The sequence below is a fragment of the Kitasatospora misakiensis genome, assembly GCF_042656005.1.
GTDB classification, from domain to species: domain Bacteria; phylum Actinomycetota; class Actinomycetes; order Streptomycetales; family Streptomycetaceae; genus Kitasatospora; species Kitasatospora misakiensis.
The window spans coordinates 38,773-61,977 of record NZ_JBHSOF010000028.1; the positions used below are offsets into that span (position 1 = coordinate 38,773).

The 23,205-nt window shown below is 72.9% G+C and carries 19 protein-coding genes; 9 read left to right on the forward strand and 10 right to left on the reverse strand.

Annotated features, from left to right (window positions below):
- The first annotated feature begins 113 nt into the window (after positions 1-113).
- Both ACFP3U_RS21140 and ACFP3U_RS21145 read left to right on the forward strand, forming a co-directional pair.
- The gene (locus ACFP3U_RS21140) at positions 114-1,433 is read left to right on the forward strand and encodes a DUF2786 domain-containing protein (protein WP_380227159.1); all 1,320 of its coding nucleotides are present in this window, start codon (positions 114-116) and stop codon (positions 1,431-1,433) included.
- A 111-nt stretch (positions 1,434-1,544) separates the two neighbouring features.
- Positions 1,545-2,654 carry an ADP-ribosylglycohydrolase family protein gene (locus tag ACFP3U_RS21145; protein ID WP_380227160.1) on the forward strand — a complete coding sequence of 370 codons (1,110 nt, stop codon included), beginning with the start codon at positions 1,545-1,547 and terminating at the stop codon, positions 2,652-2,654.
- Between the two features lie 41 nt (positions 2,655-2,695).
- Here ACFP3U_RS21145 and ACFP3U_RS21150 read toward each other — a convergent pair whose 3' ends face one another.
- The 10 genes from ACFP3U_RS21150 to ACFP3U_RS21195 all read right to left on the reverse strand — a co-directional run bounded on the left by ACFP3U_RS21150 (position 2,696) and on the right by ACFP3U_RS21195 (position 14,018).
- Positions 2,696-4,018, reverse strand: a complete 1,323-nt coding sequence (locus ACFP3U_RS21150) for a serpin family protein (RefSeq protein WP_380227161.1) — start codon at positions 4,016-4,018, stop codon at positions 2,696-2,698.
- Between the two features lie 120 nt (positions 4,019-4,138).
- Entirely contained in the window at positions 4,139-5,353 is a 1,215-nt protein-coding gene (locus ACFP3U_RS21155) for a cytochrome P450 (protein ID WP_380227162.1), read from the reverse strand.
- Positions 5,354-5,481: 128 nt separating this feature from the next.
- On the reverse strand, positions 5,482-6,468 hold the full coding sequence (locus ACFP3U_RS21160; RefSeq protein ID WP_380227163.1) for a hypothetical protein: 987 nt from the start codon (positions 6,466-6,468) through the stop codon (positions 5,482-5,484).
- The gene (locus tag ACFP3U_RS21165) at positions 6,465-7,721 is read right to left on the reverse strand and encodes a protein phosphatase 2C domain-containing protein (protein ID WP_380227164.1); all 1,257 of its coding nucleotides are present in this window, start codon (positions 7,719-7,721) and stop codon (positions 6,465-6,467) included. The genes ACFP3U_RS21160 and ACFP3U_RS21165 overlap by 4 nt, the downstream gene beginning before the upstream one ends.
- Positions 7,722-7,734: 13 nt before the next feature.
- Positions 7,735-8,397 (reverse strand): vWA domain-containing protein, encoded by a 663-nt coding sequence (locus tag ACFP3U_RS21170; protein ID WP_380227165.1) that lies wholly within the window; start codon positions 8,395-8,397, stop codon positions 7,735-7,737.
- Between the two features lie 54 nt (positions 8,398-8,451).
- A complete protein-coding gene (locus tag ACFP3U_RS21175; RefSeq protein ID WP_380227166.1) occupies positions 8,452-8,976 on the reverse strand; it encodes a hypothetical protein in 525 nt (174 codons plus the stop codon).
- The gene (locus tag ACFP3U_RS21180) at positions 8,973-10,364 is read right to left on the reverse strand and encodes a methyl-accepting chemotaxis protein (RefSeq protein ID WP_380227167.1); all 1,392 of its coding nucleotides are present in this window, start codon (positions 10,362-10,364) and stop codon (positions 8,973-8,975) included. Before ACFP3U_RS21180 ends, ACFP3U_RS21175 begins: the two co-directional genes overlap by 4 nt.
- A 346-nt stretch (positions 10,365-10,710) precedes the next feature.
- Entirely contained in the window at positions 10,711-11,451 is a 741-nt protein-coding gene (locus ACFP3U_RS21185; RefSeq protein WP_380227168.1) for an SIR2 family NAD-dependent protein deacylase, read from the reverse strand.
- Positions 11,452-11,550: 99 nt separating this feature from the next.
- Positions 11,551-13,212, reverse strand: a complete 1,662-nt coding sequence (locus tag ACFP3U_RS21190) for a transporter (RefSeq protein ID WP_380227169.1) — start codon at positions 13,210-13,212, stop codon at positions 11,551-11,553.
- Complete coding sequence (locus ACFP3U_RS21195) at positions 13,209-14,018, reverse strand: ABC transporter ATP-binding protein (protein WP_380227170.1); 810 nt, start codon at positions 14,016-14,018, stop codon at positions 13,209-13,211. Before ACFP3U_RS21195 ends, ACFP3U_RS21190 begins: the two co-directional genes overlap by 4 nt.
- A 290-nt stretch (positions 14,019-14,308) precedes the next feature.
- Between ACFP3U_RS21195 and ACFP3U_RS21200 the strand changes: the two genes are divergently transcribed.
- The 7 genes from ACFP3U_RS21200 to ACFP3U_RS21230 all read left to right on the forward strand — a co-directional run bounded on the left by ACFP3U_RS21200 (position 14,309) and on the right by ACFP3U_RS21230 (position 23,205).
- Complete coding sequence (locus tag ACFP3U_RS21200; protein ID WP_380227171.1) at positions 14,309-14,941, forward strand: DUF1707 and DUF4190 domain-containing protein; 633 nt, start codon at positions 14,309-14,311, stop codon at positions 14,939-14,941.
- A gap of 463 nt (positions 14,942-15,404) precedes the next feature.
- Positions 15,405-15,776: a 30S ribosomal protein S12 gene (gene rpsL / locus ACFP3U_RS21205; protein ID WP_014144289.1), complete on the forward strand. Its 372-nt coding sequence runs from the start codon at positions 15,405-15,407 to the stop codon at positions 15,774-15,776.
- A gap of 2 nt (positions 15,777-15,778) precedes the next feature.
- Positions 15,779-16,249, forward strand: a complete 471-nt coding sequence (rpsG, locus tag ACFP3U_RS21210; protein ID WP_188306747.1) for a 30S ribosomal protein S7 — start codon at positions 15,779-15,781, stop codon at positions 16,247-16,249.
- Positions 16,250-16,288: 39 nt separating this feature from the next.
- Positions 16,289-18,394: an elongation factor G gene (gene fusA, locus ACFP3U_RS21215; protein WP_380227172.1), complete on the forward strand. Its 2,106-nt coding sequence runs from the start codon at positions 16,289-16,291 to the stop codon at positions 18,392-18,394.
- A gap of 195 nt (positions 18,395-18,589) precedes the next feature.
- On the forward strand, positions 18,590-19,783 hold the full coding sequence (gene tuf, locus ACFP3U_RS21220; RefSeq protein ID WP_380227173.1) for an elongation factor Tu: 1,194 nt from the start codon (positions 18,590-18,592) through the stop codon (positions 19,781-19,783).
- Positions 19,784-19,969: 186 nt separating this feature from the next.
- On the forward strand, positions 19,970-22,030 hold the full coding sequence (locus ACFP3U_RS21225; RefSeq protein ID WP_380227174.1) for a hypothetical protein: 2,061 nt from the start codon (positions 19,970-19,972) through the stop codon (positions 22,028-22,030).
- A 194-nt stretch (positions 22,031-22,224) separates the two neighbouring features.
- Positions 22,225-23,205 carry a glycosyltransferase family 2 protein gene (locus ACFP3U_RS21230; RefSeq protein WP_380227175.1) on the forward strand — a complete coding sequence of 327 codons (981 nt, stop codon included), beginning with the start codon at positions 22,225-22,227 and terminating at the stop codon, positions 23,203-23,205.

Sequence of the window (23,205 nt, forward strand, 5' to 3'; positions counted from 1 at the left end):
GCCGGTCCGGGGGAACGGCCGGCCCCGGGCGGGCGGTGGCCTCCGCCGGGCGGGGCGGTCCGGCATCATGGGCAGGAGGTGTACGGGACCGTTCGTGGGACGAGGTAGACGGCGTGGGCAGGCGTGGACAGAGTGGCGGCGGGGGTGGTGGCGAGGGCGGGAACGTCGGAGCACTGCTGGACACCGCGGTACGCGGGGTCGTGACCGCCCCCGAGGAGAGACTGGACCTCGCGTTGGACACCGGCGCCTCGCTGCTGGCGGCCTCCGCCGGGCAGTGGCCGGCCGTGAGCCGGGCGGTGCTGGGGTACGCCGACACGGCGGTCGGCCGGTGCTGGTCGGCCGGGTGGCGCCCGGCGGACCTCGCGCGGGTGGTGCGACGCGAGCTGAAGCCGGTGCACCTGGCCCTCGCCGTGGACCTCATCGCCGCCGAGGGGCGCCGCCACCCCGCCGCCGCGGCGGACCGGCGCTGGCAGGAGCAGCTGCGCGAGCTGGAGACGGAGGTCTGGTGGCCGTCCGACGAGGCGTACCTGGCCGGCTTCGCCCAGCGGCACCGGCTGGACCGCTTCGCGCTGGCCACCGCCCTGCTGGAGCTGCTGCGCAGCTGGGGCCGGCTGCCGCCGATCGCCCCGGTCGGCCCGGCCCCGGGGCGGTCGGGGAGCACGGCGCACACCGAGCACCGCTCGCGCGGCCCGGTGACGGGTGAGCCGCGGATGCTGTCGCGGATCCGCGCGCTGCTGGCGAAGGCCGAGTCCACCGACTTCCCCGAGGAGGCCGAGGCGCTGACAGCCAAGGCCCAGCAGTTGATGGCCCAGCACAGCATCGACGAGGCGCTGCTCGCCGTCGAGGGCGCGGACCCGCACGCGCCGGGCGCGCTGCGGATCGGCGTGGACAACCCGTACGAGAGCCCGAAGACGATGCTGCTGGACGCGGTGGCGGCGGCCAACCGGTGCCGGGTGGTGTGGGCCAAGGAGTTCGGCTTCTGCACCGTGATCGGCTTCGACGCGGACCTCGACGGCGTCGAACTGCTCTACACCTCGCTGCTGGTGCAGGCCACCCACGCGATGCAGCAGGCCGGCGCCCGCCAGCACCTGGACGGGGCCTCGCGCACCAAGGCGTTCCGGCAGTCCTTCCTGGTGGCGTACGCGGCGCGGATCCGCGAGCGGCTGGCCGAGGCGACCGAGCGGACGACCAGCGACGCGGCGGCCGGCCGGCACCTGCGCGAGGACGGCACGGCGGAGCAGCTCGTCCCGGACGAGCGGCTGCTGCCGGCCCTGAAGGCGCGCACCGAGGCGGTGGACCAGGAGGTGGACCGGATGTTCCCCAAGCTGGTGTCGCAGCGCGTGCGGGTCAGCGACGGCGAGGGCTGGGCGGCGGGCCGGGCGGCGGCGGACCGGGCCTCCCTGCGCGGCGGCTCCGGCGAGATCCGCGGCTGAGGCCCTATGGCCGGGGCCGGAGCCCTGTGACGGGGATCGCGGTGCGGATCCCCGGCCGGCATCCGGGTGCCTGGTAGAACAGGGCGCGGGCACGAGCGAGGGGCGGGCACTGTGAGCACGAGCAGTACGGAGACGGGGTACCGGGACCGGGTGCGCGGGGCGCTGCTCGGCGGGGCGGTCGGCGACGCGCTGGGCTGGCCGGTGGAGTTCCTGCAGCTGTACCAGATCCGGGAGCGCTTCGGACCGGACGGGGTGACGGGCCTGCCGGGCGGCGGACTGGTCGCCGAGGTCACCGACGACACCCAGATGACGCTGTTCACCGCCGAGGGCCTGATCCGCGGCTTCGTCCGGGGCTGGTCGGGTGGCGGCGGTTCGGTGCCGGAGGCCGTGCACGGCGCGTACCGGCGGTGGCTGCTCACCCAGCAGCAGGGCGCGCCGGACCGCGAGCCGCTGCCCGGCCCGTACGACGGCTGGCTGCTGCGCGAGCCGTTCCTGTACGCGCGGCGGGCGCCCGGCAACGCCTGTCTGACCGGGGTGCAGTACCACCCGGTGTTCGAGGCGCCGGTGGCGCTGGGGCAGCCGGGCCCGATCAACGCGCACTCCAAGGGCTGCGGCACGGTGATGCGCTCGGCGCCGTTCGGGCTGGGCCGGCTGGGGGTGGAGCAGGCGTTCGGGCTGGCCGCGCAGTGCGCGCAGCTGACCCACGGGCATCCGACCGGCTACCTGGCGGCGGGCGCCTTCGCGGCGCTGGTGGAGCGGCTGGCGGCCGGGACGGAGCCCTGGGCGGCGGTCGGCGAGACGGTGGACCAGACCCGGGAGTGGCCGGCCTCGAAGGAGACGGTGCAGGCGCTGGCCCGGGCGGTGCGGGTGGCCCAGGAGTCGGAGCCGTCGGCGGAGGCGGTGGAGCGGGTCGGGCTGGGCTGGATCGCCGAGGAGTGCCTGGCGATCGCGGTGTACTGCCTGCTGGCCGGGGCCGAGCGCCCCGAGCCGGCCCGGGCGGCGCTGCTGCTGTCGGTGAACCACTCCGGGGACAGCGACTCGACCGGCGCGGTCTGCGGCAACCTGGTCGGCGCGGCGTACGGCGCCTCGGGGCTGCCGGCCGACTGGGCGGAGGCGGTGGAGGGCCGGGAGGCGCTGCTGCGGACCGCCGACGACCTGCTGGTGCTGTTCGGCAGCCGCGAGCCGGGCCACCCGGCGCTCGGCGACCGCTACCCGGTCTGACCGGCCGCCGTCCGACCCTCCGGATCCTCGCGACCCGGCGGCTACTTCCCGGCCGACGGGTCGGTGACCTGGCCGAGGAAGAGCGGCAGACCGGAGGCGGTGTCCCGGATCAGGAAGAGGAACGGCCGGTCGATGTGCAGCTGGACGGTCTGCTTCGGCGGGGCCCCGGCCATGACCTCCACCCCGACGCCGCTGCCGGCCGCCGCGACCGTGCCCTGCTCGTCGACCTGGACGGTGGCCTTCTGCACCACCGTGCCGATCCGCAGCCGCTCGGTGCTCCCCGGCCCGGGGATGCCGGAGAGGTCGGCGGCGGCCCCGAACGCCGTGGTGACGCCGAGGGCCCGCAGGGTGGGCGTGAGCTCGTTGGCGGTGTCGAAGCGGAACTTCGGCAGGGTGAGGTCGACCGCCCGCTCGGCGAGCGCGCCCAGCACGAGGTCCAGCTGCGCCTGGTCCAGGCCCTTGCGGAACGCCTCGAAGCCGCCCTGCGCGGGCACCACCAGGTCCATCGCCAGGGTGCTGCCCGCGTAGGGGAGCTCGACGGCCTGCCAGGGCTGGCCGAGGATCCCGCCGGAGCCCTCCGCGTAGCGCAGCGGCTCGGTCGAGGCCATGGTGGGCACGGCGGCCTCGGAGCCGTCCAGGCGGTGGAACGGCCGGTCGGCGCTGTCCCCGGCCTTGAACGGCCGGGCCCAGTCGGCCTTGAGGTAGAGCGCGTCGGTGAGCGCGAGCCGGGTGCCGGGGTTGATCTGCCCCGGGCCGAAGAGGTCCTTGATCCGGCCGTCGGTGGCCTTCTCGACGGTGCTGTTGACGGCCTTGCGGGCCCCCTCCGGGTCGGCGCGGAAGTCGGCGGTGTGCACGCCGGTGTCGAAGGCGGCGGCCAGCACGCCGAGGTAGTGCGGGTCGAGCGGGGCGTCGCGCTGCGCCCAGAGGTCGTCCGACCGCCTGAGCACCGTCCCCTTGTCGGCGGCGGGCACGCCGCCGCGGTTCAGGGCGCCGGTGGCGAACGCGTACTGCTCCGGGGTGAGCTCGGTGTGCAGCGCCGCGGCGAGCTCGTCGGCGGTGGCGCCGCGGGCACCGGGCAGCACCATCGCGAGGGCGGTGGCCAGACCGGACGGCGACAGCACCAGATTGCGCCCGGCCGCGGCGGGGTCGGCCGTGAGGGTGTGCAGCAGGTCGAGCCCGAAGGCACCGGTCGCCGCCGCGGTGGCGGCGACCCGCGCGGGATCGACGGGCGGCGCCGACACGGGTTCGGCCCGGACCACCGGCGCCCCGCCGCCGGAGGACCCGCAGGCGGTGAGCAGAGCCGCGCAGCAGAGCATGAGCACCGCCGCGCGGCGGCTGCGGACGGTCGTGGCGGTGGCGGACATGACTGACCTCGCCCTGGAATCACGGCACAGGCCGACACCCGCACCTAGGTCCCACTTCGACGCACCACCCCCGAACCCGGTTCCCCGGCCCGGCCGCCGATGGCCGTTCCCCGCTCGTCGTCACACCTCGACCAGCAGTTCGTCCAGGCCTCGGATCACGTAGCCCGGGCGCCACTCGGGGTCGCGGACAAGGCGCAGGTTCGGGGCGCGGCGGAGGAGGGTGCCGTAGGACTCGGTGAGTTCCAGTCGGGCGAGTGGGGCGCCGAGGCAGAAGTGGATTCCGGCGCCGAAGGTGATGTGGGGGTTGTCGGTGCGGCCGAGGTCGAGGCGGTCGGGGTCGGGGAAGCGTTCGGGGTCGCGGTTGGCGGAGCCGAACAGCAGGGCGATCTCGGAGCCGCGGGGGACGGTCACTCCGCCGATCTCGATGTCCTCCAGCACCCAGCGCTCGAACATCTGCAGCGGGGTGTCCCAGCGCATCAGCTCCTCGACGGCGGTGGGGAGCAGGGCGTCCACGTCGGCACGCAGCCGGGCCAGTTCCGCGGGGTTGCGGAACAGTGCCCACCAGCCGTTGCCGGTGGTGTTGACGGTCGCCTCGTGGCCGGCGTTGAGCAGCAGCACGCAGGTGGAGATCATCTCCTGCTCGCTGAGCGCGTCCGAGCCCTCCTGGGCGTGGATGAGCGCGCTGACGAGGTCCTCGCCGGGGGCGGCCCGGCGTTCGCGGATCAGGCCGCGCAGGTAGTCGGAGAACTCGACGCTCGCGGTGACGGCCCGGCGGGCGGCCTCCTCGGTCGGGTTGAGCTCGAACATCCCGGTGATGTCGGCCGACCAGGGGCGCAGCAGGTGCCGGTCGGACTCCGGGATGCCGAGCATCTCGGCGATCACCGCGACCGGCAGCGGCTCGGCGACGGCGGCGATCAGGTCGCCGCCGCCGTCCGCGAGCAGTCCGTCGACGAGTTCGTCGGCCAGCCGCCGGACGGTGGGGCGCAGGCCCTCGACCATCCGCGGGGTGAAGGCCTTGGAGACCAGGCGGCGGATCCGGGTGTGGTCCGGGGCCTCCAGGTCGAGCAGGCCGTTGTCGTTGAGGGTGTGGAACGGCTCGTGCGCCGGGTCGGGTTCGGGGCGGCCGAACTCCTGGTGGCTGAACCGGTGGGTGTAGGTGCGGCCGAGGCGGCGGTCCCGCAGCAGCGCGCCGACGTCCGCGTAGCGCGGGACCAGCCACTGGTCGGTGGGCTCGAAGTACGTCACCGGGCCCTGTGCGCGCAGTTCGGCGTACGCGTCGTAGGGGTGGGCCACGAACGCCGCCGACCAGGGGTCGAACTTCACCGTCGTCGTCATCGGTCGATCACTCCAGGCCGTGAGGGGGGAGCCGGGAGGATCATCGTACGCAGGCGTGATGTCCGACCCCCCCCGGCCCCCGCCGGACCCCCGGCCCCCGCCGGACCCCCGGCCCCCGCCGGCCCTCGTCAGTCCGGCCGCTGGAGTCGGATGCTGCCCCGGGGCGCCCGGCCGTCGAAGAGCCGGGCGTCCACCGGCCGGGCCGGGCGCGGCAGCGGCGCAGCGCCCGGCGCGAGCGGGATGCTGCCCCGGCCGCCGAGCGCCAGCAGCCAGGCGGTCGGGTCCGGCCGCGTCCCGTACGGGCCGCCGGCCTGCTCCCAGACCCGGCGGACCATCCCTAGCTGCCGGTCCGTCAGCACCCCGGGCAGCGGGTCCAGCGGCGCCCCCGGCGCCACGTACGGGTCCTGCGCCAGGGTCCGGCCGACCAGCAGCGCCGCCTTGTAGCGGTCGCTGTCCACCGAGGCGGCGCTGCCGTGCGGGGAGAGCGGGTCCGACCAGTCGGGGGTGTCGGCCTGTTCCAGCACCGGCGCCGCCCCGACCCGCCGGATGCCGTCGCAGTCCAGCAGGTGCACCGCCGGCTCGGGCCGCACCGACCAGAGCACATTGGCGTGCGACAGGTCGCCGATCACCAGCCCCCAGCGGTGCAGCCGGTCGACCAGCCCCACCAGCTCCAGGACGAGGGCCAGCCGCTGCTCCGGGCCGGGGCGGACGACGCCCTGGGTGGCGGGCTTCTCCGGGTAGAGCAGGAACTGGGCCTCGGTGAGCTTGGCGGCGCCGCCGGCGGTCCGCCAGGTCATCGACGGCGGTGCCTCCCGCATGAGGAAGCCGACGCAGCGCGGGCCGTCCACCACCCGGCAGAGCGGCCAGGCGGCCTGCGCGTCCAACTGGTCCCGGTCGGCGGGCGGCAGCGCGAGCCGCAGGCCGACGAGTTCGGCCAGGGCCGGCCCGTGGACTCGGGCCGGATCCAGGTAGCGCTTGAACAGCAGGCCGGGGTAGCCGTCCAGCCGCTGCACCGAGCCCTGGCCGCCCCGGCCGGCCTCGGGGCCGACGGGGAGTAGCGCCAGTTCGACGTCCGCGCCGCCGGCCAGCGCGGTGGCGATGTCCGGGGCGGTCACGCCGGCGCCTCCCAGAGGCAGACGACCGAGCGGTCGTCGTCGTAGCTGCGCACCCGGACCTGGGCCTGCCAGAGGAACTCGGCCAGACCGGGCACCTCGCGGGCCCAGCGTCCGCCGAGGAACTCCCGCAGCTCGGGCTCCTTCAGCAGCGGGAGCGCGAGCCCGTCGGTGCAGAGCACCAGCAGGTCGCCGGGGCGGGTGTCGGTGATCAGCCTGGTCCGGGCGAGCTCGTACGCCTCGGGCAGGCAGTCCGTCCGGGTGCTGATCAGCGGGTCGTCGCCGTCCTCCTCGGCGTCCAGGTTGTCCCAGCCGCCCTCGCGCAGGCGCAGCAGACCGCCGTCGCCGACCGACACGAAGCCCCGGACCCGGACCTCCGGGTCGGCCGGCACCAGCAGCGCCCGCAGGGTCGTCGACCAGGACTTGGGCGGGTGTCCGGCCCGCTCGGCCTCCTGGGCGAGTTCGCCGGCCGCCGCCGCGACGAGCCGGCTGGTCAGACTGGCGAAGTCCGCGGCGCTGCCGGTCCGCAGGACGCCCAGCAGGGTCTCCGCCTTCGGTGCGACCTGCTTGGCCAGCAGCCGGAGGATGCCGTTGGAGCCGTGGTGGGAGTGCGGCTGGGAGCCGACGCCGTCGGCCACCGCGACCAGCAGCAGCTCGCCGACGCGGACGACCAGCGCGGCGTCCTGGCGGCACTCGGCGGCGTAGCGGTGCGAGTCGCCGCGGACGGAGGCGGCGCGGACGGTGACCGGGCCGAACCGGCCGCCGTCCACCACGGTGTCGGGCAGCAGGGCGCCGTAGGGGTCGCCGGCCCGGACGGAGGGGAGGTCGGTCGGCTCGGCGGGGTAGGCCGGGGGCTTGCGGCCGACGTGGGAGAGCGGGCCGGGCTCCCGGAACGAGGCCGGCCGTACGACCGGTCCGGATGCGGCCGTCGTGTCGGCCTCGGCGGGCCCGGCCGGTGGAGCGACGGCCGGTTCGACCGGGCCGCCGACCGGCGACACCGGGTCCGGCCGCGGCCCGTGGACCGCGGCCGGTCCCGGGCCGATCGGCCGCGGCAGGAACTCCTCGGGCGCCACCGGCCCGGGAGCGACGGCGGCCACCGCCGCGCCGACCGGGACGGGCGCCACCGGCTCCAGGTCCCAGCCGTGCTCGTAGACCGAGGAGGCGAGCTCGATCGGGTCGCCCTTGCGGGGCGGCGCGTGGTCCGGCCCGGGCTCCGGCACCCGGCCGGCCGGCGGGGCGTTCTCGTACGGGTTCATCCGGCGGCCCGGCTCAGAGCTTGTCGAGCGACACGGCGGTGAAGCCGGGCACGTGGTCGTCGACCTGGAGGCTCATGCCCGCGCCGGCGGCGGTCGCCCCGCTCACCGAGCGGACGATCGAGCGGGTCAGGCTGGCCGCGAACTCCCGCAGCGCGGGCGCCACGTCGGCGTTCCCGTCCTCCTGCATGAAGGCCTTGAACGTCGCGACCTGCGCGATCACGGCCCGGTCGGCCCCTTCGGTGATGCCGAAGGCGATGATGTGCGGCCGGAACGCGGAGGCGAGCAGCTCCTGGTAGGGCTGCTCCCAGTCGGAGTCGGTCGGCTCGCCGTCGGAGAGGAAGAAGACCACCGGCCGGTAGACGTCGTGGCCCTCCGCCTTCAGCCCCTGGACGTCCCGGTCGATCGCCTGGCGGAGCAGGCTGAACGCCCTGCCGTACGAGGTGAGGCCGGAGGCGTCGAGGGCCGGGAGCTCCTCGAGGTCGCTCAGGTCGACCAGCGGCTGGAGCTCGTGCGCGTCGGTGGAGAAGCCGATCAGCCCGAACCGGGTCTTGTCGGCGATGGTCGGGTTGGTGCTGATCTCCTGGTGGAGGGAGAACAGGGCCTTGTTGAGGGTGTCGATGTGCAAGGTCATCGACGAGGACTCGTCGCAGACGGCGTAGAACGGGAGGATCTGCACTGCACTTCTCCTTCGATGGGCAGGGCGTCGGCGGTCGGCCGGTGTGGTTGGCGGTCAGCCGGTGTAGAAGTAGATCTCCAGCGAGGCATGCCGGGGGTTGTCCGCGAGGGAGAGGAAGTCCCGGGTGGTGGTACCACGGAACATCTCCGGGCGGGCCTGTCCGAGCAGGCCGTTGACGGCGTGGGCGTAGGCCTGGCCGACGCCCGGGTCGCGGTTGCTGCCGAAGGTGAGGACCACGGCGGCCTGCCGTCCGGCGTACGGCTCGGTGGCCGCGCGGATCTGCGCGGTCAGGCCTGCGGCGTCCGAGGAGTCGCCGGTCACGTCGACGGTGACCGGGTCGTGCTCGACCCCGCGCGGGCCGGTCGGGGTGGGCGTGGGGGTGGCGCTCGCGGGGGCGCTCTCGGTGGCGCTCGCGCTGGGGACGGTGGTGGGTGCGGCGGCGGCCCGTTCGGCGGCCACCGGATCGCCCTGGTCGCCCATCGCGACCAGGGCGAGCACCAGCAGCATGTCGGCGAACAGCCAGCCGGCCAGGTGCACGCCGCGGGCCTTCGGCCGGGTACGCCGGAAGCGGCCCCTCATCGGCCCTGCCCGTGCACCGGCACCTCGTCCAGCTCCAGCAGCGTGCGGTCGTCCACGTCAGCGTCCGCATCGGGGGTCGCGCCGGAGGCGGCGGTCGTGCCCCGGGACCGGGCGGTGCCCGCGTCGGGGCCGGGGCCTGACGTGGTCTTCACCATGACGATCCCCGCCCGGTCGGCGGGCCCGGGGGCGCCGCCCAGCCGGTCCGCCGCCGCGGTGGCCGCCGAGGCCGCGGCGGCGACCCGGTCCGCCATCGCCGCGACCTCCCGGGTCAGCCCGTCGAGCCGCTCCAGCAGCTGCCCGCCGACGTCCGCGACGGTCTCCGCCCCGGTGGTGAAGCCGCGCTGGGCGACCGCGAGGTCCCGCACCGCGTCCTCCACCCGTTCGCCGGCGTCCGCGAGTTCGGTGCCGACCCGGTCGGTGGCCCGCCGGACCAGCTCGGCCGCGTCGGCGGCCTGCCGCCCGCTCCGCTGGACGAGGTCGTCGGTGGCCGCCGCGCCGTCCCGGACGGTCTCGGCGAGCCGGTCCCCGCTGTCCCGGACCGCCCGGCCGACGCCGTCGACGGCCTTGCCGATGCCGTCGACCGCCTGCTCCACGCCGTCGACGGCCCGGCGCAGCGGATCGACCGCCGCGCCCGCCTCGGCCAGCCGCTCCTCGGCCCCGGCGACCGAGCGTTCGACGGCCAGCGCCGCCGCGCTCAGCTCGCGCTGGGTGTCGGCGGCCTGCCGGCCGAGCCGTTCCAGGGTCTCCGCCGCGCCGGTGAGCTCGGCCGTGAAGCGCTGCGGCGTCGAGCGGCGGCGCTCGTTCAGCACCAGCTGGGCCCGGGTGAGCAGCGGCGCCAGCTCCGCCAGCAGGTCCTCCGCCCCGGCCTCGGCGGCCGCCTCGCGGCGCTCGGTGCCGGCCCTGCGCACGCCGTGGGCGACGGACAGCGCCAGCAGCAGCGCGATGAACAGGGTGGCGGACAGGGCGACGTCGCCGAAGGTGGCCCAGCCGGGCAGCCGGCCCTCGAAGCCGGTCTGCCAGAGCTGGAGGAAGGGGCGCGCGGCCTGCCGGGCGTCCGCGCCGATCAGCGCCCGGTAGGCGCTGGTGGCCTGCATCAGCCCGGCCCAGGTGACCAGCAGCGGGACGAACACCAGTGCGCCGAGCGTCACTTCGATCCAGGCCCAGAACCGCGGCTCGGGTCGGGGCCGCACCGCGGCCCGTACGCTCTCCGGCCGTACGAAGCTGTGCACCAGGTCGAGTTCGGTCCACCGGTCCAGATCTCCGGCGCCGGAGAGGGCCAAGCCAAGCTCCCGGAGCTCCTCCTGACGGTGCGCCAGCCCGGGGCGGTCGGCCAGTTTCCGCAGGTCGCCCCCGATCGCGGAGCGGTCCAGCAGCCGGCCTGAGGTCATGAGGGCTCCTTCGTACGCGCCGCCGCGGAGCAGGGCATGCCCGTGACCGGTGCGGCGTGCGGACGGAGCCGCCCGCGCGACCTCCCCCGGTGGCCGGAAACCGGCCACGGCCGCTCCGCGCGGCAGCGTAGCGCAGAACAGGCCGCCGGGACTTGGTAGTTCGGAACGCCGCAATCGCTTCGTCACCGAAGCCGCCCACCGACGCCGCCCAGCTGAATCCGCCGAGCTGAATCCGCCGAGCCGAAGCCGCCGAGCCGAAGCCGCCGACCGAAGCCACCGAGCCGAATCCGCTCAGCTGAATCCGCCCAGCCCCGGCGGCCTGTGCCACGCGCCGCCCGCGAAGAGGTCAGGCGTACCGGGCGACCAGCCGCTCGACCAGGGCCGGCAGAGCGGTCGAGATCGGCTCGCGGACGACCTCCTCGGCGGCCTCGTCCAACGGGGTCGGCTCGCCGTTCACCACGATCAGCCGGGCGCCGCCGCTGACCGCCTCGTACGGCAGCGCCGCCACCGGGAAGACCTGCAGACTGGTGCCGACGGCGATGAACAGCTCGCAGGCCTTGCTGATCGCGTCCGCCTGCCGGAGCACCTCCGGGTCCAGCTGTTCGCCGAACATCACGGTGCGCGGGCGCAGGATCCCGCCGCAGTCCCGGCAGGCCGGATCGGGCTCGCCCGCCGCGACGCGCTCCAGCACCTGCGTGGTCGGGCCCGTCGCCCGGCAGTCCACGCACTGCACCTCCCGGGCGGTGCCGTGGAGTTCGAGCACCTTGCGGGGGGTCTGGCCGGCCCGCTGGTGCAGTCCGTCGACGTTCTGGGTGAGCACCCGCACCGGCAGCCCGGACCGCTCCAGCGCGACCAGGGCCCGGTGTCCGGCGTTCGGCTCGGCGGCGAGCGCGCCCGTCTCGGCCCGCATCCGCCAGGCCTGCCGGCGGACCTCCGGGTCGGCCAGGTAGGGGCCGATGGTGACCAGCCGCTGCGCGTCCGGATCGCGCTGCCAAAGGCCGTTCGGGCCGCGGTAGTCGGGGATGCCGGAGTCGGTGGAGATCCCGGCGCCGGTGAGGACGGCGATCATCGGGCGCTTCGCGTTCATGCCCGGGACGCTACGGTCCGCACCGCCCGGCCGCCACCGATTACCGCCCCGGAGGAAGGCCGGGGCGGTAGTCGGTGGCGGAGGCGCCGTGCGCGGACCTCAGCGCTCGACGGCCTTGGCGAGGATCTCCGGGAGCCGCTCCAGCAGCCGGCCGGCGGCGAGCCGCAGACCGAGGGCGGCGACGGCGGCGCCGTAGAGCGGCCCGGCGAGGAGGACCGGCCAGGTCGCGGCGTCGGTCACCAGGGCCCAGACCAGGTAGCCGACGACCGGCGAGGCGACGAGGACGCTGCCGAACATCGAGCCGAAGCTGTTGAGCATCACCAGCCCGCCCTGCCCCGGGGCGGCGTTGCGCATCGGGTTGTTGTCGGCGGGCATGGTGTACGGCGCGAGCACGCTGAGCACGGCGCCGATCGCGAGGCCGCTGCCGAGCAGCGCGAACGCGACGCCGACGGCGGACGGCAGGCCGGACCAGTCGCCGGTGGCGGCGGCCAGCACGAGCGCGAGCACCAGGGTGACCGGGACGGCGTAGGAGAGCACCGCGAACGCGCGCCCGCGCAGCTCGTCCCGGGCGTCGGCCGGGGTGAGCATGGTGGCCGCGACCATCCAGAACGCGGAACCGTCCATGCCGAACAGGTTGAGCATCTGCAGACCGAGGAACATCCCGGTCATCGCCACCAGATAGACCGTCGACCAGCCCTGGACGATCGACAGCACGCAGATCACCAGCGTCATCCCGATGCTGGTGAACACGGCGGCCTTGGCCCGCGGCTCGCGCCAGGCGTAGCGCAGGTGGCGCTGCATCACCGCGCCGACCCGGCCCTCCGGCAGGAACCGCCGGCCGCGCCCCGAGTCCTGGACGCCGCGCACGACCTCCAGCGTCGAGGCGTCCGCGGTGACCATCAGCTGCTGCAGGCTGGAGCGCCACCACCGCAGCAGCAGGGCGAGCAGCGCGGCGGTCCCGGCGAGCTGGAGCAGGGCGAGCGGCCAGCGGCCCTCACCCGCGGTCCGGGCCGCGTCGACGGCGCCGATCGGCGGGACCCAGCGCAGCACGGAGGCGATCGGGGCCAGCGGGCCGAGGTCGACGCCGTTCTCGCCGGCCTTGCCGAAGACGCTCTGCGAGCCGACGTTGGCGATCTGCACCAGCAGCGCGAACAGCAGGCCGCCGAAGATGGCGAAGTCCTTGCCGCGCCGGCTGGAGAGCAGCCGGGCGTTGCCGGCGGCGACCGCGCGGGAGAGCGTCACCACGGTGAGCACCGCGAGCGGTACGCCGACCGCGCCGGCCACCGCCGAGGCGCCGCCGTTCGCGCCGGACAGCGCGGCGCCGGTGAGCAGCACCAGGCTGATCAGCGGCCCGGGGCCGAGCAGCGCGGCCAGCACCGAGCCGCGCAGCAGCGGGCCGGGCCGCAGCGGCAGCATGGTGAGCCGGGTGGGGTCGGCGCTCTCGTCGCTGCTGAAGAGGAACAGCGGGATCGCGGCCCAGCCGACGGTGAGCGCACCGGTCATGACGACGCCGGCGTCCCCGGCGGAGCCGTGCTCGATGTGGTCGCCGAGCAGCGCCAGCAGGACGGCCAGGCAGGCCGCGAACAGCACGCCGACGACGGCGCCGAGCACGTACAGGACGGCGCGGCCGCGGCTGCGGCGCAGGCCGTTGCGGAGCAGCCGGAGTTTGAGCGAGACGAGGGTGCGGACGACCGTCCGGTCCTCGGGCAGCCCGGCCGAGGGCAGCCCGGTCGCGGGGAGCCTGGTGGGGGAGGCGCTCACCGCTCGCCCCCGCCGAGCCAGCCGAGCGACCGGCCGTCGTCCTCGCGGACGCCGATCAGCTCCAGGAACGCCTCGTGCAGGCTGCGCCCGCCGCGGACGGTGTCCAGCGGGCCCTGCGCGATGACCTGGCCGGCGTTGACGACGGCGACCCAGTCGCAGAGCTGCTCGACGAGCTCCATGACGTGGCTGGAGAAGACGACGGTGGAGCCGGCCGCCGCGTACCGCTTGAGCACGCCGCGGATGGTCTGGGCGGAGACCGGGTCGACGCCCTCGAAGGGCTCGTCGAGGAAGAGCACGTCCGGGTTGTGCAGCAGGGCGGCGGCGAGGCCGATCTTCTTGCGCATGCCGGTGGAGTAGTCGGCGACCAGCTTGTCGGCGTCGCCGGCCAGGTCGAGGACGGCGAGGAGCTCCTCGGCGCGGCGGTCGACCTCGGCGCCCGGCAGGCCGCGCAGCCGGCCGTTGTACTGGAGCAGCTCGCGCCCGCTGAGCCGCTCGAACATGCGCAGGCCCTCGGGGAGGATGCCGATCCGGGCCTTGACGGAGACCGGGTCGGCCCAGACGTCGGCGCCGTGCACGAGCACGGTGCCCTGGTCGGGCCGGAGCAGGCCGGTGACCATCGACAGCGTGGTGGTCTTGCCGGCGCCGTTCGGGCCGACGAGCCCGATGAAGGCCCCGGTCGGCAGCTCCAGGCTGAGCCCGGCGACGGCGGCCTGGCTCCCGAAGTGCTTCCACAGCCCCTGGATGGACACGGCCGAGGGTGCGGGGGCGGTCGGGGCGGGGGACGGCGGCGGCGCTGAGGCCTGCATGGCGGCTCTCTCTACTGGTGGTCGGACCGGTCGGACCGGTGATCATTCCATGATCGAAACGGGCCCGACGACAGCCTGCCACCGCCCGGCCCGGCCTGTCTCCAGTCGCGGTGCCCCGGGTGTGTCCGGGCCGAACGGGTGAACGGTGGGGCGGAGGAGGGCGCGTGACGCCGACGGTGAGCCGGATCGGCAGAATCGGCAACTACTCAGAGCCCCCGTTCGTCCTGCACTATGAGAGTCCGACGGGCGGGCAGAGACCGTGGTCGCGCGGGGGTACCGGGAGGTGGCGGATGGCCGTTCAGCCGTGGGGTGAGCAGGACTTCGGGGCGGCGAAGCCGCCGGCGTCCACCCCGCACGCCCCCGTGGCGCCCCCGCCCACGATGCCGTACCACGCGATGCCGCCGGTCGCGATGCCCCAGGCCGCCATGCCGCAGTCCGCGATGCGCGCGGCGACCGCGGACCGCGAGCGCACGGTGGACGTGCTGAAGGCCGCCTTCGCCGAGGGCCGGCTGAGCGCCGCCGAGTACGGCGAGCGCTTCGAGGCGGCGAGCACCGCGCAGACCTACGGCCAGCTCGCCCGGCTGGTCGCCGACCTGCCGGCCGGGCCGATGGTGGCGCCCCAGATGGTGTCGCCGCAGCTGGCCGGGCCGCTCGTCGTCCCGGTGCCGCAGACCTTCCTGGCCCCGCCACCGCCGCGGCGGACCAACGCCGTCGCGGTGACCTCGCTGGTCCTCGGCCTGCTCTGCGTGCCCACCGGCGGCCTGCTCGGCGTGCCGGCCGTGATCACCGGCCACATCGGGCGCCGCCAGGCGGCGGAGCGGAACGAGGAGGGTGACGGCATGGCCGTCACCGGGATCGTCTTCGGCTGGCTGTCGATCGCCTTCTGGGGTCTGCTCTTCCTCCTCGCCGTCGCCTCCGGCTGACGGCACCCCCGGCACTGGTCCGGACCGCCGAACGGGTGTGACGGACGACACCGGTCGGCCGAGCGCCGGACGAGGGCCCGACGAGTTGCGGAGCGCGCGGTGGGGGAGTGTGCTATAAGCGGCGGACGCGGTGCCGGGGGCCTCGGGGGGCCTCGGCGGCACGGCCGCGACCTGCGACGTTCCATTTGTTTTGACCGAGCCGGATGCGCTAGGTACGCTCTGACCTTGTGCCTGGGGTGTCCCCGGGTCCTTGTGCGTGCATGCACACCGGTCGCCGCGCCGAGCCGGAGCGCCTTCACGGCGCGCCGCGCGTAGAGCGCCGTCGCTGTACATCAGCTCATGGGATTCCGTGCCGGAATAAATCCAACACACCCGACCGCGTGGGTCGACCACGGGGCCGTGTGTGAGGGAATCACCGCAGGTTAGTTCCACCAAGCCTTGGCACACAGAAAACGGAGAAACGGTGCCTACGATCCAGCAGCTGGTCCGAAAGGGCCGGCAGGACAAGGTCGAGAAGAACAAGACTCCCGCGCTGAAGGGTTCCCCGCAGCGCCGTGGGGTCTGCACGCGTGTGTACACGACCACCCCGAAGAAGCCGAACTCGGCCCTTCGTAAGGTCGCCCGTGTGCGCCTCACCAGCGGGATCGAGGTCACCGCTTACATCCCGGGCGAGGGCCACAACCTGCAGGAGCACTCCATCGTGCTGGTGCGCGGTGGTCGTGTGAAGGACCTTCCTGGTGTCCGCTACAAGATCATCCGCGGTTCGCTCGACACCCAGGGTGTCAAGAACCGCAAGCAGGCTCGCAGCCGCTACGGCGCCAAGAAGGAGAAGTAAGAATGCCTCGTAAGGGCCCCGCCCCGAAGCGCCCGGTCATCATCGACCCGGTCTACGGCTCCCCGGTCGTCACCCAGCTGGTCAACAAGATCCTGCTGCACGGCAAGCGCTCCACCGCCGAGCGGATCGTCTACGGCGCCCTCGAGGGCGTCCGTGAGAAGACCGGCGCCGACCCCGTCGTCGCGCTGAAGCGCGCGCTGGAGAACGTCAAGCCGGCCCTCGAGGTCAAGTCCCGCCGTGTCGGTGGCGCGACCTACCAGGTTCCGGTCGAGGTCCGTCCGGGCCGCGCCAGCACCCTGGCGCTGCGCTGGATGGTCGGCTACTCGCGCGCCCGTCGCGAGAAGACCATGACCGAGCGCCTGATGAACGAGATCCTCGACGCCAGCAACGGCCTCGGTGCTTCCGTGAAGCGTCGCGAGGACACCCACAAGATGGCCGAGTCCAACAAGGCCTTCGCGCACTACCGCTGGTAGTCCGTACCCCGTCACTAGACAGAGAGAGAACGAGCCACCATGGCTGCAACCTCCCTTGACCTCGCCAGGGTCCGCAACATCGGGATCATGGCGCACATCGACGCGGGCAAGACGACCACCACCGAGCGGATCCTGTTCTACACCGGTGTCTCGTACAAGATCGGTGAGGTCCACGATGGCGCTGCCACCATGGACTGGATGGAGCAGGAGCAGGAGCGCGGCATCACGATCACGTCGGCCGCGACGACCTGTCACTGGACGGTCGACGACGCCGACCACACCATCAACATCATCGACACCCCGGGCCACGTCGACTTCACCGTCGAGGTGGAGCGTTCGCTGCGCGTGCTCGACGGTGCCGTGACGGTGTTCGACGGTGTCGCCGGTGTCGAGCCCCAGTCCGAGACCGTGTGGCGGCAGGCTGACCGCTACGGCGTCCCGCGCATCTGCTTCATCAACAAGCTGGACCGCACGGGCGCGAACTTCTTCTTCTGCGTCCAGACCATCGTGGACCGCCTCGGCGCCACCCCGCTGGTCATGCAGCTCCCGATCGGTGCCGAGTCGGACTTCCAGGGCGTGGTCGACCTGGTCCGCATGAAGGCGCTGGTCTGGTCCGCCGAGGCCGCCAAGGGCGAGATGTACGACATCGTCGACATCCCGGCCGAGCTGCAGGAGCAGGCGGACGAGTACCGCGAGGCCCTGATCGACACCGTGTCCAACCACAGTGACGAGATCATGGAGCTCGCCCTCGAGGGCGAGGACATCCCGGTCGAGCTGCTGCAGGACGCGATCCGCAAGGGCACGCTGAACTCGGACTTCACCCCGATCTTCTGCGGCACCGCGTTCAAGAACAAGGGCGTCCAGCCCCTGCTCGACGCGGTCGTCAAGTACCTGCCGTCCCCGCTGGACATCGAGTCCATCGAGGGCACCAAGCCGGGCGACGACACCGTCAAGATCTCCCGCAAGGCCTCGGACGACGAGCCGCTCGCCGCGCTCGCGTTCAAGATCATGTCGGACCCGCACCTCGGCAAGCTCACCTTCGTCCGGGTCTACTCGGGCCGCCTGGAGTCCGGCACCTCGGTGCTGAACGCCGTCAAGGGCAAGAAGGAGCGCATCGGCAAGATCTACCGCATGCACGCGAACAAGCGTGAGGAGATCGACTCGGTGGGCGCCGGCGACATCATCGCCGTCATGGGCCTGAAGCAGACCACCACCGGTGAGACGCTGTCCGACGAGAAGCACCCGGTCATCCTGGAGTCCATGGACTTCCCGGCCCCGGTGATCCGCGTCGCGATCGAGCCCAAGTCCAAGGGTGACCAGGAGAAGCTGGGTGTCGCCATCCAGCGTCTCGCCGAGGAGGACCCGTCCTTCCAGGTCAACACGGACGAGGAGACCGGCCAGACCATCATCGCGGGTATGGGCGAGCTGCACCTCGAGGTGCTCGTCGACCGTATGCGCCGTGAGTTCAAGGTCGAGGCCAACGTCGGCAAGCCGCAGGTCGCGTACCGCGAGACGATCCGTCAGGCCGTCGAGCGCATCGACTACACCCACAAGAAGCAGACCGGTGGTTCCGGTCAGTTCGCCAAGGTGCAGATCGCGATCGAGCCGCTTGAGCAGGCCGAGGGCTACGAGTTCGTCAACCTGGTCACCGGTGGCCGCGTCCCGCGCGAGTACATCCCGTCGGTCGACGCCGGTTGCCAGGAGGCCATGGAGTTCGGCATCCTCGCCGGCTACCCGCTCCAGGGTGTCCGGGTGAAGCTGCTCGACGGTGCGGCGCACGACGTCGACTCCTCCGAGCTCGCGTTCAAGATCGCCGGTTCGATGGCCTTCAAGGAAGGCGCCCGGAAGGCCAAGCCGGTCCTCCTGGAGCCGATGATGGCCGTCGAGGTCACCACGCCCGAGGACTACCTGGGCGACGTGATCGGCGACATCAACTCTCGCCGTGGACAGATGAAGTCCATGGAGGAGCGTCACGGTGCCCGCGTCGTCTCGGCGCTGGTGCCCCTCTCCGAGATGTTCGGCTACGTCGGTGACCTGCGCAGCAAGACCTCCGGTCGCGCGAGCTACTCGATGCAGTTCGACTCGTACGCCGAGGTTCCGAGGAACGTCGCGGACGACATCATCGCGAAGGCCAAGGGCGAGTGACGTCCCGACTTTCGGGACGATAGCCACCCCTTAGGCTATTGGGAGGCAACTCGGGAGGATCCGGTCGGATCCTCCCGGGGCCTCCGGCCCCCCACCAGTGGGACGGCACGGGGTGTCCTCCGGACAGCCCACCAAAACCGATCAAAGACCAACTGACGTCACCACGGCGTACAGAACTGTCCTCAGGAGGACTCAGTGGCGAAGGCGAAGTTCGAGCGGACGAAGCCCCACGTCAACATCGGCACCATTGGTCACATCGACCACGGTAAGACCACGCTGACCGCGGCCATTACCAAGGTGCTGCACGACGCGTACCCGGACATCAACCCCTTCACGCCGTTCGACCAGATCGACAAGGCGCCGGAGGAGCGGCAGCGCGGTATCACCATCTCCATCGCGCACGTCGAGTACCAGACCGAGGCGCGTCACTACGCCCACGTCGACTGCCCGGGTCACGCGGACTACATCAAGAACATGATCACCGGTGCCGCGCAGATGGACGGCGCCATCCTGGTGGTCGCCGCCACCGACGGCCCGATGCCGCAGACCAAGGAGCACGTCCTCCTGGCCCGCCAGGTCGGCGTCCCCTACATCGTTGTCGCCCTGAACAAGGCCGACATGGTGGACGACGAGGAGATCCTGGAGCTCGTCGAGCTCGAGGTCCGCGAGCTGCTCTCCGAGTACGAGTTCCCGGGCGACGACCTGCCGGTCGTCCGCGTCTCCGCGCTGAAGGCGCTGGAGGGCGACAAGGAGTGGGGCGAGAAGCTCCTCGGCCTCATGCACGCGGTCGACGAGAGCATCCCGACCCCGGCCCGCGCCGTGGACCAGCCGTTCCTGATGCCGATCGAGGACGTCTTCACGATCACCGGTCGTGGCACCGTCGTCACCGGTCGTATCGAGCGTGGCATCCTCAAGGTCAACGAGACTGTCGACATCATCGGCATCAAGGAGACCAAGACCACCACCACGGTCACCGGCATCGAGATGTTCCGCAAGCTGCTCGACGAGGGCCAGGCCGGTGAGAACGTCGGTCTGCTGCTCCGCGGCATCAAGCGCGAGGACGTCGAGCGCGGCCAGGTCATCATCAAGCCGGGTTCGGTCACGCCGCACACCGACTTCGAGGCCCAGTCCTACATCCTGTCGAAGGACGAGGGTGGCCGCCACACCCCGTTCTTCAACAACTACCGCCCGCAGTTCTACTTCCGTACCACGGACGTGACCGGCGTCGTGACCCTCCCCGAGGGCACCGAGATGGTCATGCCGGGCGACAACACCGCCATGACGGTCGCGCTGATCCAGCCGATCGCCATGGAGGAGGGCCTGAAGTTCGCCATCCGTGAGGGTGGTCGCACCGTCGGCGCCGGCCAGGTCACCAAGATCATCAAGTAATTGGTGTTCTGACCTTCCGGCTCCAGGGCCGGTAAGGCCCGGTGGGCATGTCATATGCCCACCGGGCCTTCGGTATTTTCACATTAATGAATGACTTATGATCGTCCTGTATTGCCGGGGGGCCTCCGGCATGTCGCGCGTGTGCGGATCCGTGCACTGCCCAGGTCGGACGGAAGGGCCTTTGTCATGGCGACCACGCTCCCTGTGGCCGACAGGTTGCGGCCCGGCCGTAACGATCCTGGTGACACGAAGACATCGCCCGCCGCTCCGAGGCGGAGTCCCCTGGTCCTGGTCGGCGGCCTGGTCGCCGCGTGGCTGATCCCGCTCGCACTCGTCCCGCTCGGCCTCGGCGTCGTCGTCCTGCCGTTGCTGCTGCTCGCCGTCGGCTCCGTGATCCGGGTCGGTGGTGTGCTGCTCGACCGGCTGGTCGCGGCCGCCCTGGTGGTCGCCGGCGGTGTGGTCGTCCTCGGACTGCTGTTCTCGGTCTGGCCGTGGGGGATCGACCCGATACCCACCTCCGGGGTGCTGTTCTCCCTCGTGACCCTGGTGGGCTGGGCCTGCCGACGCGCACCGCGGCTGCCGATGCGGTTCCGGCCGTCCGACCTGATGGTGCTCGGCACCGGCGCCACGCTCTGGTACTACCTGCACAAGCCGCTGGTCGGCAAGGGTCCCGAGTGGCGGATGGAGTTCCTCGCCACCGCCGAGGACCGGCTGAACCACTTCTCCTACTTCGTGGGTATCGAGCACGTCGGCGGTTACAACTTCCTGCACCAGGAGGCCGCGCGGGCCTACCTGATGGGCCCCGGCGAGGTCACCTACCCGCAGGGCTCGCACTTCCTGCTCGCCTGGGTCGACTCCCTGGTCCGTTCCAGCACGGACCTGGGCACGCCGCTCGACGCGATGAACCGCTACCTGCTCTTCATTCTGGCCGTCTACGCACTGCTCGGCGCGGCGCTGGTCTGGGGCGCCCGCTGGATCGGCGGACCGCGGCTGCGCGGCTGGCGCACCGCGGCGGTCTGCGGGACGGTCGCCTCCCTGGTCCTCGCGAGCAACTACGCCGACCTCGTGCCGCACGGGTTCGACTCGACCGTCGTCGGTCTGCTGATGGTGGCCCTGCTGACCGCCTTCCTGATCCGCCCCGCCATGCGGACGCCGGAGCTCGTCCTGGTCGCCGCGCTCGGCCTGATCACCGTCACCTACGTCTACAACCTCTTCGGTGCGATAGCCGGGGTCGTGCTGGTCGCCGCCCTGGTCGTCCACCGGCGCCGCTTCCGGCTCCGGCGCTGGCCGCTCTACCTCGCGCTCGCGGTGGTCACCCTCGGTGTGGCCGGCCTGCCCAGCGCGATCTCCGTGCTCTCCGAGCTCGACGTGGCCGGTGCCTCCAACCTCGGCGGGCCGAGCGTCGCCGCCGACCGCGTCCTGCTCATCGGAGGCCTGCTGCTGGGAGTGCTGGTGGCCGCCGCGCCGGCCAACCGCAGGACCGGCACCGGCCGGGCGCAGCTGGCCGTGGTGCTCGGCGCCGGCGCGGTGGTCTGGGCCTTCTCCTGGTACCAGGTCCACACCATCGGCCACGTCTCCTACTACTTCGAGAAGCTGGCCGGCACCGGTGTGGTGATCGCGCTGGTCTCGCTGGGGTCGGTCGGTCCGCTGCTGGGGGCCGGCGCCCCGGCCCGGACCCCGGTGCTGCGGCGCCGGGTGGGCGACGCCGTCCTCGCGGGGGTCTCGGTGGCGACGGCGCTCAGCCTGTTCGCCGGGGTCCAGTGGGGCATGGAGTCCTTCAAGTCCGCGCCCTCGGCCTGGGACGGCAACCGGCTGGCGGCCTGGAGCCGGGGGGAGTCCTGGAGCGACATAGGGCCGCGGCACGGCGCCACGATCGCGGACGACCTCGCCGACATCTCCGGTGCGGTGATGGTGCTCTACTCGAACGACAGCTACAAGAACCTCAAGTCCACCTGGCTCGCCTCGCTGCTGCGCAACCGCGGCGGCGACATCCTGCCGCTGTACGAGACGCACTGGGTCAACATCGGTGCCTTCGAACAGCGGGAGGAGGAGTACCAGGCGTCCATGGAGCACGTCCGCAAGGGCGCGCGGCAGCTGGGCGAGCCGATGACGGTGGTCGTCGCCGACCCGGTCACCGGGGAGCGGATGCGCAAGGACGTCGAGGGCTTCCAGCCGGGGATCACCGTGGTCGTCAAGCCCGGCAACGCCTGGAGTCACCCGTGGGACCGAAGCTTCCCCGGAACCTGATCCGGCCGGCCCGGGGCACCGGGGCCGCGATCGTCCGGCGCGGGGCGCCGCCCTTCCGGGGGCGGCGCCCCGTCGGCGTTCCGCGGTGGCGCCGCCGGCCGCCGTTCCCGCGCCAGCGAGTCTCATCAGTGGCTCATCACCGGCTGCTATTGTCGGCGGCGATCGACCCCACCAGCGGAAGGCGGGACCAACTCATGACGACGGCGCCCGAGTTGTCGGTAGTCATGCCGATCTACAACGAGCAGGACGCGCTTCCGCTGACGGTCGAGCGGCTGCGGCCGATCCTCGACGGGCTCGGGGTCGAGTACGAGGTCGTCGGCGTCGATGACGGCAGTACCGATGCCACACCGCTGCAGATGCAGAAGATCCGCCAGGACTGGCCCGAGTTCCGGATCGTCCGCTTCTCCCGCAACTCCGGCCACCAGGCGGCGCTCAAGGCCGGGCTGCACCGGGCCTTCGGCGACTACGTGGTGAGCATCGACGCGGACCTGCAGGACCCGCCGGAGAAGATCCCCGAGATGCTGGAGCTCGCCCGCGAGCGGAGCCTCGACATCGTCTACGGCGTGCGCGGCGACCGCGGCACGGACAGCTTCTTCAAGCGCCGCACGGCCGGCGGCTACTACTGGCTGATGCGCAAGCTCGTCGGCAAGCGCATGCCGAACCAGGCCGGGGACTACCGCCTGCTCAGCCGGGCCGCGGTGGACGCGCTCAAGACGATGCCCGAGCACCAGCCGGTCTACCGGCTGCTGGTGCCGTGGCTCGGCTTCCCCAGCGGGGAGGTCGTCTACGTCCGCGAGGAGCGGGTGGCCGGGGCGACGCACTATCCGATCGGCAAGATGGTCCACCTGGCCCTGGACAGCGTGACCAACTTCTCCGCCGCCCCACTGCGGCTGGCCACCTGGCTCGGCCTGGGCAGCTTCCTCGTCTGCCTGGTGCTCGGCGCCTACACCGCGATCGAACACGCGATCGGCAACACCGTTCCGGGGTGGTCGTCGTTGTTCATCGGAATGCTGTTCATCGGCGCCGTCCAACTGATCTGCGTGGGCCTGCTCGGCGAGTACGTCGGCCGGATCTACTCGGCGGTCCAGGCCAGGCCCGCCTACTTCATCGGCTATGACTCGGCCGAGGAGAGCGCCGCGGCGGAGGCGGAGAAGCTGTCCGACTGCGTCCGTTAG

Coding starts and splice junctions, on each gene's coding strand:
- ACFP3U_RS21150 (WP_380227161.1), bottom strand. CDS start 4,018: ATGTCCGCCACCGCCACGACCGTCCGCAGCCGCCGCGCGGCGGTGCTC.
- ACFP3U_RS21155 (WP_380227162.1), bottom strand. CDS start 5,353: ATGACGACGACGGTGAAGTTCGACCCCTGGTCGGCGGCGTTCGTGGCC.
- ACFP3U_RS21165 (WP_380227164.1), bottom strand. CDS start 7,721: ATGAACCCGTACGAGAACGCCCCGCCGGCCGGCCGGGTGCCGGAGCCC.
- ACFP3U_RS21175 (WP_380227166.1), bottom strand. CDS start 8,976: ATGAGGGGCCGCTTCCGGCGTACCCGGCCGAAGGCCCGCGGCGTGCAC.
- ACFP3U_RS21180 (WP_380227167.1), bottom strand. CDS start 10,364: ATGACCTCAGGCCGGCTGCTGGACCGCTCCGCGATCGGGGGCGACCTG.
- ACFP3U_RS21185 (WP_380227168.1), bottom strand. CDS start 11,451: ATGAACGCGAAGCGCCCGATGATCGCCGTCCTCACCGGCGCCGGGATC.
- ACFP3U_RS21195 (WP_380227170.1), bottom strand. CDS start 14,018: ATGCAGGCCTCAGCGCCGCCGCCGTCCCCCGCCCCGACCGCCCCCGCA.
- ACFP3U_RS21200 (WP_380227171.1), top strand. CDS start 14,309: ATGGCCGTTCAGCCGTGGGGTGAGCAGGACTTCGGGGCGGCGAAGCCG.
- rpsG (WP_188306747.1), top strand. CDS start 15,779: ATGCCTCGTAAGGGCCCCGCCCCGAAGCGCCCGGTCATCATCGACCCG.
- fusA (WP_380227172.1), top strand. CDS start 16,289: ATGGCTGCAACCTCCCTTGACCTCGCCAGGGTCCGCAACATCGGGATC.
- ACFP3U_RS21225 (WP_380227174.1), top strand. CDS start 19,970: ATGGCGACCACGCTCCCTGTGGCCGACAGGTTGCGGCCCGGCCGTAAC.
- ACFP3U_RS21230 (WP_380227175.1), top strand. CDS start 22,225: ATGACGACGGCGCCCGAGTTGTCGGTAGTCATGCCGATCTACAACGAG.